The sequence below is a fragment of the Pseudomonas entomophila L48 genome (assembly GCF_000026105.1).
GTDB lineage: Bacteria > Pseudomonadota > Gammaproteobacteria > Pseudomonadales > Pseudomonadaceae > Aquipseudomonas > Aquipseudomonas entomophila.
Window position 1 is genome coordinate 1,834,644 of record NC_008027.1, and the last position, 13,056, is coordinate 1,847,699.

Here is a 13,056-nt window from a genome sequence, read left to right on the forward strand (position 1 = left end):
TTGCTATTAGCTATAAAGTAGTAGGGGTGGCACCATTCGCAGGACGCTGACGTTGACGAGAGTTATCCATGTCGAACCCAAGCGTGCCTGCGAAGCTGTCCGGCCGGCTCGGCGACGAGCTGTCCGCCTGGGGCGTTGCCCTGGCGGCGTTGGCCGTTGGCTGCCTGCTCACGGCCGCGCTGGCCACCGCCACCCATGCCTTCTACAAGCAGCAACTGCGCCAGCGCTTCGAACTGCTGGCCAGCGAGCGCCATAGCCGCATCGCCGAGCGTTTCGACGAGCAGGAGCGACGCCTGGATGGGTTGCGCCGTTTTGTCGGCTACTCCCGAGAAATCACCCCCCGCGAATTTGATGGCTATGCCCGGCCACTGCTGCACCGCACCCAGGCCTACTCCTGGGCGCCCCGAGTGGCGGCCGACCAGCGTGAAGCGTTCGAGCAACAGGCTGGCACCTTGCTGGCGCAACCCTATCGCATCCGTGACCGGGATGCCCTGGGGGGCTGGCAGGATGCGCCGCCGCGCGCGTTCTACTACCCCGTGCTGTATACCCAGGCCGCGAGCCAGCAGGATCAACCCTATGGCTTCGACCTGCGCGGCCAGCCCCAGCGCGAGGCCACCCTGGCCCGGGCCTCGCGCCCGGGAAGCATGGCGGTGTCCGAGCCGCTGGACATGCTGAGCGTGGAGCCTGCCTACACCCGTGGCCTGCTGATGGTTGCGCCGGTGTTCGGCGATGCGGTGCCGCTGGATGGCCCGCCCACCGGTTATGTCATGGCCTTGCTGAGCCTGCACCAGTTGATCGTCGAAAGCCTGCCGACGGCCGTCGATGACAGCCTGGTGGTGCGTATCCTCGACCTGTCGACTGAAGATAGTCATGAAGTGCTGTTCGATTCGGGCAACCGGCCCGCGCAGATCGGGCTGGCCAGCAGCTTCCTGTTGCGTCTGGCCGATCATCAGTACCAGCTCGATATCCGGCCGAGCCTGGGCTTTCTGGTTGCCAACCGCTCCTCTGCCGTCCTGGTGGTCAGCCTGTTGGGTGGCCTGCTCAGCGTGTTGCTGGCGACGTTGCTGTTCAGCCTGTTCAGCCAGCGCCAACGTGCCCTGGGGTTGGTCGCCCGGCGCACCGCCGAGCTGCGGGTCAGCGAGCAGTCGCTCAGGGAAACCCACAACCAGCTGCGCAGTGTGTTGGATGCCGCGACCCAAGTGGCGATCATCGCCACCAGCCTGCGCGGGGTGATCGGCACCTTCAATGCCGGTGCCGAGCGCATGCTGGGTTACTCGGCCGATGAGGCGCTGGGGCACCTGACCCTCGAGGACCTGGTCCAGCCTGAGGAGCTGCACCGCCGCGCCCACGCATTGAGCGTGCGCTATGGCCGCGAGGTCGGCGCGGGCCAGGCGATGTTCGCCGAAACCGTGCAGGAAGCGGGAGGCGAGCCGGTCGAGTGGACGCTGGTGCGCAAGGATGGCAGTCATTTGCTGGCCAACATGCTGGTGACTGCCGTGCTTGATGAGCAGGGGCTGTGGGTCGGTTACCTGGCGATCTGCATCGATGTCACCGAACGGCGGCGGGTCCATGAGGCGCTGGAGGTCCGTGACCGGTTGCTGGAAAAGCTCAGCGCCGAGGTACCGGGGGGTATCTATCAGTATCGCCTGGATGCCGACGGCCATTCGTGTTTCCCCTATGCCAGCGCGGGCTTGCAGGACATCTACGAAGTCGATCTGGCCGAGTTGCGCCGGGACGCCAGCGCGGTGTTCGAGCGCATTCACCCCGACGACCTGGACCAGGTGCGGCGCTCGGTGCTGTATTCGGCCGAGCACCTCACACCCTGGCGCGAGGAGTATCGGGTGTGCCTGCCGCGGGCGGGGTTGCGCTGGGTCCGGGGGGAGGCGACGCCGGAGATCGGTGACCACGGCTGTACATTGTGGCACGGCTACCTGACGGACATTTCCGATCTCAAGCGGGTGGAAGAAGAGCTGCGCGCATTGTCGATCACCGATTCACTGACGGGGATCCATAACCGGCGGTATTTCCAGGAGCGCCTGCGCATCGAGCTGGACCGCGCCCAGCGGGATGGGCAGGGGCTGGCGGTGATCATGCTCGACATCGACCACTTCAAACGGATCAACGATGAGTTCGGGCATGCGGTGGGTGACCGGGTGTTGCGCAGCCTGTGCCAGCGCATCGGCCAGCGGTTGCGGCGTACCGATGTGTTCTGTCGGCTGGGTGGCGAGGAGTTCATGGTGTTGTGCCCGGGGAACGATGCCGAACAGGCGCGGCTGCTGGCGCTGGAGCTGTGGCAGGGGGTGCGCAGTGTGCCCGTCGAGGGAGTGGGGCGGGTGACAGCGAGCTTTGGCGTTGCGGGGTGGCGGCCTGGGGAGGGGGCGGATGCGTTGTTGCTGCGGGCGGATGCGGGGGTGTATGCGGCGAAGCAGGGGGGCAGGGATCGGGTGGAGGCGGAGTTGGGGTGAGATAATTGCTGGCGGCCAGGCGCCGCTCGTGCGGCGCATCGCGGATGAATCCGCTCCTACAGGCCTGTAGGAGCGGATTTATCCGCGATGCACCGCGCAGGCGGTGCTCGATCTCACAGGCGCTGCAACAACCCAGGCCTCATCTCAAAGAAACACGAACTTGGCAATGAAGATCACGCACAGCACCCACAGGCTCGCGGAAATCTCCTTGAACTTGCCGGTCCCCGCCTTCAACGCCACATAGCTGATGAAGCCCAGGGCAATCCCGTCCGCCACGGAGAACGTCAGCGGCATCATGATCACCGTGACGATCGCCGGAATGCTGTCGGTGGCCTCGTCCCAGTTGATATGCGCCATGCTGCCCATCATCAGCATCGCCACGTAGATCAGCGCCCCGGCCGTCGCATAGGCCGGGATCATCCCCGCCAGCGGCGCGAAGAACATCGCGGCGACGAACAGCAGGCCGACCACCACGGCGGTGAGGCCCGTGCGGCCACCGGCCGCCACGCCTGCGGCACTCTCCACGTAGCTGGTCACCGGAGGCACGCCCACCGCCGCGCCAAACACGCTGGAGGCACTGTCGGCCTTCAAGGCCCGCGACAGGTTTTCGATACGCCCGTCAGGCGCCACCAGCCCGGCCCGCTGGGCCACGCCCATCAGCGTGCCAGCGGTATCGAACATGTGCACGAACAGGAACGCCAGCACCACGCTGATCATGCTGACGTTGAATACCCCCGCGACGTCCATGGCCATCCAGGTCGGCGCCAGGCTCGGTGGCAGCGAGAACACTCCGCCATACTGCACCAGGCCCAGGCCCCAGCCGGCCAGGGTGACGCTGATGATGCTGATGAGGATGGCCCCGAACACCCGGTGGTAGCTGAGCACGGCGATCATCAGGAAGCAGATCGCCGCCAGCAGCGGGCCAGGCTCATGCAGCGAGCCAAGCTTGATCAGGGTGGCCGGGCTGTCGACCACGATACCGGCAGTCTTCAGGCCGATCAGCCCGAGGAACAGGCCCACACCGGCGCCCATGGCGTGGCGCAGGCTGACCGGAATGCTGTTGAGCAGCCATTCGCGCACCCGCGACAAGGTCAGGAACATGAACAGCACACCCGAGATGAACACCGCGCCCAGCGCGGCCTGCCAGGTGTAGCCCATGGTGCCGACCACGGTATAGGTGAAGAACGCGTTGAGCCCCATGCCCGGCGCCAGGCCGACCGGCCAGTTGGCGTACAGGCCCATCAGCAGGCAGCCCAGCGCGGCGGCGATGCAGGTGGCGACGAAGGCCGCGCCATGATCGATGCCAGCGTCGGCCATGATGTTGGGGTTGACGAAGATGATGTAGGCCATGGTGATGAAGGTGGTCACCCCGGCAATCAGTTCGGTCCTGACGGTAGTGCCATGTCGCTTGAGTTTGAAAATCCGCTCCAGCCAGCTCGTTTCGAGCGGTGGGGCGAGATCCAGCGTAGGGGCTTCGGATTTGCGGCTTTCCACAGCGAGTACTCCTCAAGTCTTTCTTGTTGTTCGAAGCCTGGTCCTGAGCCGATGCACTTGGGGGCTTCGCGAGGGAGGGTGTGGCAGACGTCCGACCATTTTGTTGACTTCTGGGTCAGGAAGTTGCTCGCAGGATTATGCTTTTGTGTACAAAGAATGCAAATAATGTTTTATCTTCTGTGCTCACAAACACGCGTACAACGGCTATATAGGGAGTAGGCCACCTGCAGAAACGGGTCAGCCTGTGTACAATGGCGCCATACCTTGGTCCTTCATCCTTTTCCCGGACTCGCCCCACCCGCTGACAGGTACTACAGTCACGGTCCTACAGGCAGATCCTTCGTGCTCGAGAGCCCATGAACGAACAGCTGCAACCTCTGAAAAAACCTGCGCGCACTGGCAAGGCCGGCCGCAGTGGTACCCAGGACGACATCGTCTACGCGCACATCTTCGAGGCGATCCTCGAGCAACGCCTCGCGCCGGGCACCAAGTTGAGCGAGGAAGCGCTGGGCGAAATCTTCGGTGTCAGCCGCACCATCATCCGTCGTGCCTTGTCGCGCCTGGCCCACGAGAGCGTGGTGCTGCTGCGGCCCAACCGCGGCGCGGTGGTGGCCAGCCCGACGGTCGAGGAGGCGCGCCAGGTGTTCTTCTCCAGGCGCATGGTCGAGCGCGCCATCACCGAACTGGCGGTACAGCACGCCACCGTCGAGCAGCTCAACGAACTGCGCCAGATGGTCCGCGAGGAGCGCGACAGCTTCTCCCGGGGCGACCGTGGCGCGGGCATCCGCCTCTCCGGTGAATTCCACCTCAAGCTGGCCGAGGCGGCCGGCAATGCGCCGCTGGTGAGCTTCCAGCGCAGCCTGGTGTCGCAAACCTCGCTGATCATCGCCCAGTACGAAAGCGGCAACCGCTCGCACTGCTCCTACGACGAACACATGCAACTGATCGACGCGATCGAGGCCCGTGACGCGGAGCAGGCGGTGAGCCTGATGATGCATCACATGGACCACATCGACAGCAAGCTCAACCTCGACGAGGAAAGCGCCTCGGACGACCTCCACGCGGTGTTCTCGCACCTGCTGCAGAAAAAGCCCAAGGCTTCGGCCAAGGGTTGATCGTTTGCCTGGGTAGGCAAGCCATTGGGGCCGCTTCGCAGCCCATCGCCGGCAAGCCGGCTCCTACAGGGGGCGGCGTACCGGCGATGGGCTGCGCAGCGGCCCTTGTCATGACTGGCCTTCGGCCGGATACCTGATAAATTTACTAGTTGCAGACCCCTTAAAAATGTAGTTGGGCTTGCGCAGCGGTTGCGTTCAACTACGTGAGGAAGGGTTCATGACTACGTCCCTCGGTGTGCGCATGGGTGCCGAACTGGTCGGCACTTTCTGGCTGGTGCTGGGTGGTTGCGGCAGCGCGGTACTGGCCGCCAGCTCACCTGTCGGCATTGGTGTCCTCGGCGTCGCCTTCGCGTTCGGCCTGACGGTCCTGACCATGGCCTTCGCCATCGGCCATATCTCCGGTTGCCACCTCAACCCCGCCGTGTCGTTCGGACTGGTGGTGGGTGGGCGGTTCCCGGCAAAAGAACTGCTGCCCTACGTGATCGCCCAGGTAATCGGCGCGATCATCGCGGCGGCAGTGATCTACTTCATTGCCAGCGGCAAGGCGGGCTTCGAACTGTCGAACGGGTTGGCGTCCAATGGCTACGCCGAGCATTCGCCTGGCGGTTACACGCTGGCGGCGGGCTTCGTCAGCGAAGTGGTGATGACGGCGATGTTCCTGGTGGTGATCATGGGCGCCACCGACGCCCGTGCGCCGGCCGGTTTCGCGCCGATCGCCATCGGCCTGGCCCTGACCCTGATCCACCTGATCTCGATTCCGGTGACCAACACCTCAGTCAACCCCGCGCGTAGCACGGGGCCGGCGTTGTTCGTCGGTGGCTGGGCACTGCAGCAGCTGTGGCTGTTCTGGGTGGCGCCGCTGATCGGGGCGGCGATTGGCGGCGCGCTGTACCGGGGCCTGGCCAAGCAACCTTAGCGCTGGTGCACGCAGCGGCCGGCGGCGTAGGTTTCACGCACGGTACGATCGTCACCCAAGGTGGTGAGCACGAACAGGGTTTCCTCGATGCTGTTGGACTGCTGGATACGGTAGTCCAGCAGCGGCGTGGCCTTGTAGTCGAGCACCACGAAGTCGGCATCGTTGCCTGGGCGCAGGCTGCCGATGCGGTCGTCCAGGCGCAGGGCGCGGGCGCCGCCGAGGGTGGCCAGGTACAGCGACTTGAACGGGTGCAGGCGCGCGCCTTGCAGCTGCATCACCTTGTAGGCCTCGTTCAGGGTGTTGAGCAGCGAGAAGCTGGTGCCGGCGCCCACGTCGGTGCCCAGGCCTACATTGACCTTGAAACGCTCGGCCTGGGGCAGGTTGAACAGGCCGCTGCCCAGGAACAGGTTGGAGGTCGGGCAGAAGGCTATGGCCGAGCCGGTTTCGGCCAGGCGCTTGCACTCGTCGTCGCACAGGTGCACGCCGTGGGCGAACACCGAGCGCTCGCCAAGCAGCTCGAAGTGGTCGTACACATCCAGGTAGCCATTCTGCTCGGGGAACAGCGCCTTGACCCACTCGATTTCCTTGAGGTTCTCGGACAGGTGGGTGTGCATGTACACGCCTGGGTGTTCCTTGAGCAGCTGGCCGGCCAGGGCCAGTTGTTCCGGGGTGCTGGTGGGCGCGAAGCGCGGCGTGACCGCGTAGTGCAGACGGCCCTTGCCGTGCCAGCGCTCGATCAGTGCCTTGCTCTCGGTGTAGCCGGATTCGGCCGTGTCGGTCAGGTAGTCAGGGGCGTTGCGGTCCATCATCACTTTGCCGGCGATCAGGCGCAGGTCCAGGCGCTCGGCTTCCTCGAACAGGGCGTTTACCGACTCGGGGTGCACGCTGCCAAACACCAGGGCGGTGGTGGTGCCGTTGCGCAGCAGCTCCTTCAGGAAAATTTTCGCCACTTCATCGGCGTGTGCCTTGTCGGCGAACTGCTTTTCGCAGGGGAAGGTGTAGGTGTTCAGCCAATCCAGCAGTTGTTCGCCATAGGAACCGATCATGCCGGTCTGCGGGAAGTGGATGTGGGTGTCGATGAAGCCCGGAGTGATCAGGGTGTCCGGGTAGTGCACCACCTCGATGGCGTCATCCAGGGTCGGCAGCAGGTCGCAGGCGTGGCCGAGGGCCTTGATGCGGCCGTTGTCGACTACCAGCAGGCCGTCCTCGTAGTACTCCTGGGAGGCCTCCAGGCCGACTTCGGCCGGGTCGGCGATGCTGTGCAGGATGGCGGCGCGGTAGGCTTTGCGTGTTGCGGTCATGGGTACGCTCGTCAGTGGGTCTGGCTGCGCCGGGAGGGCGGCAGCAATTGGGCGATCGGGCCTGCGTTCACGGCAGCGTCGTGCTGGCCGAAACAGGCGTTGTAGGTGGCAATGATTTCGGCGGCGATGGACACGGCGATCTCGATCGGCAGCTTGCCTTTCACTTCGGCCAGGCCCATCGGGCAGCGCATCCGCGCCAGCAGCGCGTCGTCGAAACCGCGCTCGCGCAGGCGGTGTTCGAACTTGACCCGCTTGGTCTTCGAACCGATCAGGCCGAACCAGGTGAAATCATTGCGTTTGAGAATGGCGGCGGTCAGTTCCAGGTCGAGCTGGTGGTTGTGGGTCATGACGATGCAGTAGCTGCCGGCGGGCAGGTCCGCGACCTCGTCGACCGGGTCTTCGCTGACCCGCTTGCTCACCCCGTTGGGGATCTGCTCGGGGAATTCCTGCTCGCGCGAATCGATCCAGCGCACCCGGCAGGGCAGCGCGGCGAGCAAGGGTACCAGAGCCCGGCCGACATGACCCGCGCCGAATACCGCGATCTGCGCTTGCACGCCGGTCATGGGTTCGAACAGCAGCACGGTGGCACCGCCGCAGCATTGGCCGAGGCTGGCGCCCAGGCTGAAACGCTCCAGGTGCGGCGTGCTGCGGTGTTCCTCGAGCATCTGCCGGGCGATGTGCAGCGCCTTGAATTCCAGGTGGCCACCGCCGATGGTGTCGTACAGGCTACTGGCGCTGACCACCATCTTCGAGCCGGCGTTGCGCGGCGTGGAGCCGCGTTCCTCGATGATGGTCACCAGGACGCAGGGCTCGCCGCGGGCTTGATGGTCGGCGAGGGCGTTGATCCATTGGTGCATGATCCAAATCCTCTTTCAAACGACTCGGTCCCTGTAGGAGCGGGTTTACCCGCGATCAGCCGCGAAGCGGCTGCCAGGCTCCACGGTGTCGGCTTCGCGGCTGAAGCCGCTCCTACAGGTGGCGGCGTTGTCAGTGCGTCACGGGTTCCAGTTCTTGCTCGGCAGGCTGCGCCGCGGCCACCGCCTTGCGCATCTGCTCGCAACCCCACAGTACCCGCTCCGGCGTCGACGGCGCGTCGATGTCCGGCTGCACGCGGTAGTCGGCGATGCTCGCCACGGCATCCTTGATCGCGCACCAGGCGGCGATCCCCAGCATGAACGGCGGTTCGCCCACGGCCTTGGAGTGGAACACCGTGTCCTCGGGGTTCTTGCGGTTCTCCACCAGCTTCACGCGCATGTCCACCGGCATGTCGGCGATGGCCGGGATCTTGTAGCTGGCCGGGCCGTTGGTCATCAGCTTGCCCTTGTTGTTCCACACCAGCTCTTCGGTGGTCAGCCAACCCATGCCCTGGACGAAGCCGCCTTCCACCTGGCCGATGTCGATGGCCGGGTTCAGCGAGTCGCCGACGTCGTGCAGGATGTCGGCGCGCAGCATTTTGTACTCGCCGGTCAAAGTGTCGACGATCACTTCCACGCAAGCGGCGCCGAAGGCGAAGTAATAGAACGGCCGGCCACGGGCCTGGGAACGGTCGTAGAAGATCTTCGGCGTGCGGTAGAAACCGGTGGTCGACAGCGATACCTGGGCGAAGTAGGCCTGTTGCACCAGTTGCTCGAAGCTGACGATCTGGTCGCGCACGCGCACATGGCCGTTGCGGAACTCGACGTCTTCCTCGGTCACGTTGTAGTGCCGCGCGGCGAACTCGGTCAGGCGCTTCTTCAGGATCTCGGCGGCGTTCTGCGCGGCCTTGCCGTTCAGGTCGGCGCCGCTGGAGGCGGCGGTCGGCGAAGTGTTGGGTACCTTGTCGGTGTTGGTGGCGGTGATCTGGATACGGTTGAAATCGACCTGGAACACCTGCGCCACCACCTGCGCGACCTTGGTATTCAGGCCCTGGCCCATCTCGGTGCCACCGTGGTTGAGGTGGATGCTGCCGTCGGTGTAGATGTGGATCAACGCACCTGCCTGGTTGAGGAAGGTGGCGGTGAACGAGATACCGAACTTGACCGGGGTCAGCGCCAGGCCTTTCTTCAGCACCGGGCTATTGGCGTTGAAACGGCGGATCGATTCGCGGCGCTCGTGGTAGTCGCTGCTGGCCTCGATCTCGGCGGTCATCTCCTCGAGCATGTTGTGCTCGACGGTCTGGTAGTAATGGGTGACGTTACGCTCGGTCTTGCCGTAGTAGTTGGCCTTGCGCACGGCCAGCGGGTCGAGGGCCAGGTGGCGGGCGATATGGTCCATCACCTGCTCGATGGCGACCATTCCCTGCGGGCCACCGAAGCCGCGGTAGGCGGTGTTGGAGGCGGTGTTGGTCTTGCAGCGGTGGCCATGCACCGTGGCGTCGCCCAGGTAGTAGGCGTTGTCGGAGTGGAACATGGCGCGGTCGACGATCGACCCGGACAGGTCCGGTGAATAGCCGCAGTTGCCGGCCAGGTCGAAGTTGATCCCGTGCAGGCGGCCAGTGTCGTCGAAGCCGACGTCGTACTCCACGTAGAACGGGTGGCGCTTGCCGGTCATCATCATGTCTTCGACGCGGGGCAGGCGCATCTTGGTCGGCTGGCCGGTCAGGCGCGCGATCACCGCGCACAGGCAGGCGGGGCTGGCGGCCTGGGTTTCCTTGCCACCGAAGCCGCCGCCCATGCGGCGCATGTCGACGACGATCTTGTGCATCGGTACGTCGAGCACTTCGGCGACCAGCTTCTGCACCTCGGTGGGGTTCTGCGTGGAGCAGTAGACGATCATGCCGCCATCTTCGCTGGGCATCACCGAGCTGATCTGGGTTTCCAGGTAGAAGTGTTCCTGGCCACCGATGTGCAGGCTGCCCTGGATGCGGTGCGGCGCGCTGGCCAGGGCCGCAGCCGAATCACCGCGCTGGTGGGTGTGGCTGTCGAGCACGAAGTGCTTCTTGCGCAGCGCCTCGACCACGTCCAGCACCGGTTCCAGGTCTTCGTACTCGACAATCGCCGCCATCGCCGCGCGGCGGGCGGTTTCCAGGTCGCGGGCGGCCACGGCGAGCACCGGCTGGCCGAAGAACTCGACCTTGTCGATGGCCAGCAGCGGGTCGCCGGCGACCACCGGGCCAATGTCCTTCAGCCCAGGGATGTCTTCGTGGGTGATGGCGATGCGCACCCCCTCGAACTGGTAGCAGGGTGTGGTGTCGATGCGCAGGATGCGCGCGTGGGCGCGGTCCGCGGTGCGCGCGTAGACGTGCAACTGGTTGGGGAATTCCAGGCGGTCGTCGATGTACACCGCTTCGCCCGCCACGTGCTTGTCGGCGCTGTCGTGCTTGAGGCTGCGACCGACCCCGGTGGTCAGGTCCTGGCTGAACAGTGCGGCCATCTCGGCCTGGCTCTTGACGGCGTGATGGTTAGACATAGGCGGTCACCCGGGTTTCGATGTGCGGCGATTGCAGTTCGATGAAGTACTTGCGCAGCAGGTTCTGCGCGGTCAGCAGGCGGTACTCGCGGCTGGCGCGGAAGTCGCTGAGCGGGGTGAAGTCCTCGGCCAGGGCCTGGCAGGCGCGTTCGACGCTGGCCTGGTTCCACGGTTTGCCGCGCAGGGCGGCTTCGCAGGCACGGGCGCGCTTGGAGATCGCCGCCATGCCGCCGAAGGCGATGCGCACGCCACTGACCACGCCGTTCTCGATGCTCAGGTTGAACGCCGCGCAGACCGCGGAAATATCGTCGTCCAGGCGTTTCGATACTTTATAGGCGCGGAACGTCCAGTCGTTGCTGGCGCGCGGCACGATGATCTTCTCGATGAACTCGCTGTCCTGGCGCGCGGTGATGCGGTAGTCGATGAAGTAGTCTTCCAGGGCCAGGGTGCGCTGGCGCTCGCCCTGGCGCAGGACGATCTGCGCATCCAGGGCGATCAGCAGGGGTGGCGAGTCGCCGATCGGCGAGGCGTTGCCGATGTTGCCGCCCAGGGTGCCCTGGTTGCGGATCTGCAGCGAGGCGAAGCGGTGCAGCAGGTCGCCGAAGTCGGGGTATTCCTCGTTGAGCGCGGTGTAGCAGTCGGTCAACGGGGTGGCGGCGCCGATCTCCAGGTGGGTGGCGGTCTTGTCGATGCGTTTGAGCTCGGCGACGTGGCCGACGTAGATCATCACCGGCAGGGCGCGGTGGAACTGGGTGACCTCCAGCGCCAGGTCGGTGCCGCCGGCCAGCAGGCGCGCCTCGGGGTGCGAGCTGTAGAGATCGGCCAGGTCGGCCACGGTCAGCGGAACCAGGCAGCGCTTGTCGCCGCTGTTGAGCTCGCCGGTCTGTTGCGGGGCGATGGCCTTGAGGCGGGCGATGGTCTGCGCCTGTTGCGCATCGAACTGGTCGCGGCAGGGTTGGGCGCAGCTCTGCTCGGCGGCGGCGAGGATCGGCCGGTAGCCGGTGCAGCGGCACAGGTTGCCAGCCAGGGCTTCCTGGGCCTGGTGCAGGTCGTGGCCTTCGCTGTTCTTTTGCAGGGCGAACAGCGACATGACGAAGCCGGGGGTGCAGAAGCCGCACTGCGAGCCATGGCAATCGGCCATGGCTTTCTGCACGCTGTGCAACTCGCCCTGGTGCTTGAGGCCCTCGACGCTGATCAATTGCTTGCCGTGCAGGGAGGAGACGAACGTCAGGCACGAGTTGAGGCTGCGGTAACGGATGCTGTCGCCGCCCTGCGGGTCCTGGACGAGTTCGCCCACGACCACGGTGCAGGCGCCGCAGTCGCCGCTGGCGCAGCCTTCCTTGGTGCCGGGCTTGCCCAGGTGCTCGCGCAGGTATTGCAGCACCGTCATGTTCGGGTCCAGGGCGTGCTCGCTGTGCAGCTCCTGGTTGACGAGAAACTGGATCACGGGGGAGGGCCTCGCAATGATTTTATTGTTGTTCGGGCGGACTCTAAGCAACGCCTGACCTTGTGGTCAATAATTTTCTGACCTTTGGGTCAAGATTTTGCTCGCGCAACGCCGAACGACCTCTATGAGCCTTTCCCCAAGCATAGTTCGCGCCGACGACAACGGCTGACCGACAAGTCGCACAAAGCCCCATGTTCCGCTGCGCGCAGGCCCGGCAAGTGCGCTACAATCGCGCCCTTGTGCACAGCTATCCAGATTGCGAAGGAAAACCATGACGTTCAAGGCGCCGGACAGCCTCTCCGAGCAAATTGCCCACTACCTGGCCGAGCGGATCATCCGCGGCGAACTCGCGCCCGGCGAACGCATCCAGGAGCTGAAAGTCACCCAGGCGTTGAATGTCAGCCGTGGCTCGGTGCGTGAGGCGCTGCTGATATTGGAGCGTCGCCACCTGGTGGCGATCCTGCCGCGCCGTGGCGCCCATGTGACCGAACTGGACGAGAACAGCGTGCGCAGCCTGTGCGAGCTGATGGGCGAGTTCTACATTTTGCTGGGCAACGCCGTTGCCCAGCATTGGCGCACCGAAAGCGACCTGCGCCCGTTCCTGGACATCCAGCAGCGCCTGCAGCAGGCCCACGCCGGTCGGGACATCAAATCGTTCGTCGCCGACAGTTTCGCGGTGATGCGCGCCGCCTATCCGTTCGCCAACAACCCCTACCTGCAGGAGACCGTCGAGAACCTGCAGCCGGCCATGAGCCGCGCCTACTATCTCGCCCTCGACCAGCGCCAGGCCAACATGGTCGACTACCTCGACCTGTTCGCCAGCCTGCTCGGTGCCGTGATCGCCCGCGACCTGCCGCGCATCCGCGAGGTGCTTACCGCGTATTGCCAGCGCAGTTGCGAGCTGGTGCTGGCGGCGCTGGCGCGGACCTGA

Annotated in this window: 9 protein-coding genes; 4 read left to right on the forward strand and 5 right to left on the reverse strand. The window is 65.2% G+C overall.

Annotated elements, in window-relative coordinates; translation table 11 throughout:
- The first annotated feature begins 68 nt into the window (after positions 1 to 68).
- Positions 69 to 2,465 (forward strand): sensor domain-containing diguanylate cyclase, encoded by a 2,397-nt coding sequence (locus PSEEN_RS08195; RefSeq protein ID WP_011533011.1) that lies wholly within the window; start codon positions 69 to 71, stop codon positions 2,463 to 2,465.
- Positions 2,466 to 2,609: 144 nt separating this feature from the next.
- On the opposite strand, the gene PSEEN_RS08200 is transcribed toward PSEEN_RS08195, so the two are convergent.
- Positions 2,610 to 3,959 carry an NCS2 family permease gene (locus PSEEN_RS08200; protein ID WP_011533012.1) on the reverse strand — a complete coding sequence of 450 codons (1,350 nt, stop codon included), beginning with the start codon at positions 3,957 to 3,959 and terminating at the stop codon, positions 2,610 to 2,612.
- Positions 3,960 to 4,315: 356 nt separating this feature from the next.
- Here PSEEN_RS08200 and PSEEN_RS08205 point away from each other — a divergent pair, with 356 nt between their 5' ends.
- Both PSEEN_RS08205 and aqpZ read left to right on the forward strand, forming a co-directional pair.
- Positions 4,316 to 5,074 carry a GntR family transcriptional regulator gene (locus tag PSEEN_RS08205; protein WP_011533013.1) on the forward strand — a complete coding sequence of 253 codons (759 nt, stop codon included), beginning with the start codon at positions 4,316 to 4,318 and terminating at the stop codon, positions 5,072 to 5,074.
- A gap of 217 nt (positions 5,075 to 5,291) precedes the next feature.
- A complete protein-coding gene (gene aqpZ / locus PSEEN_RS08210) occupies positions 5,292 to 5,990 on the forward strand; it encodes an aquaporin Z (RefSeq protein ID WP_011533014.1) in 699 nt (232 codons plus the stop codon).
- Here aqpZ and guaD read toward each other — a convergent pair.
- The 4 genes from guaD to xdhA form a co-directional block, all read right to left on the reverse strand.
- Positions 5,987 to 7,291, reverse strand: coding sequence for a guanine deaminase (gene guaD / locus PSEEN_RS08215; RefSeq protein ID WP_011533015.1), 1,305 nt, complete (start codon positions 7,289 to 7,291; stop codon positions 5,987 to 5,989). The two genes, aqpZ and guaD, sit on opposite strands and share 4 nt — an antisense overlap.
- Before the next feature lie 11 nt (positions 7,292 to 7,302).
- Positions 7,303 to 8,148 (reverse strand): xanthine dehydrogenase accessory protein XdhC, encoded by an 846-nt coding sequence (gene xdhC, locus PSEEN_RS08220; protein ID WP_011533016.1) that lies wholly within the window; start codon positions 8,146 to 8,148, stop codon positions 7,303 to 7,305.
- Between the two features lie 130 nt (positions 8,149 to 8,278).
- Positions 8,279 to 10,678: a xanthine dehydrogenase molybdopterin binding subunit gene (gene xdhB / locus PSEEN_RS08225; protein ID WP_011533017.1), complete on the reverse strand. Its 2,400-nt coding sequence runs from the start codon at positions 10,676 to 10,678 to the stop codon at positions 8,279 to 8,281.
- Positions 10,671 to 12,125: a xanthine dehydrogenase small subunit gene (xdhA, locus tag PSEEN_RS08230; protein WP_011533018.1), complete on the reverse strand. Its 1,455-nt coding sequence runs from the start codon at positions 12,123 to 12,125 to the stop codon at positions 10,671 to 10,673. The genes xdhB and xdhA overlap by 8 nt, the downstream gene beginning before the upstream one ends.
- A gap of 271 nt (positions 12,126 to 12,396) precedes the next feature.
- Between xdhA and PSEEN_RS08235 the strand changes: the two genes are divergently transcribed.
- A complete protein-coding gene (locus tag PSEEN_RS08235; RefSeq protein ID WP_011533019.1) occupies positions 12,397 to 13,056 on the forward strand; it encodes a GntR family transcriptional regulator in 660 nt (219 codons plus the stop codon).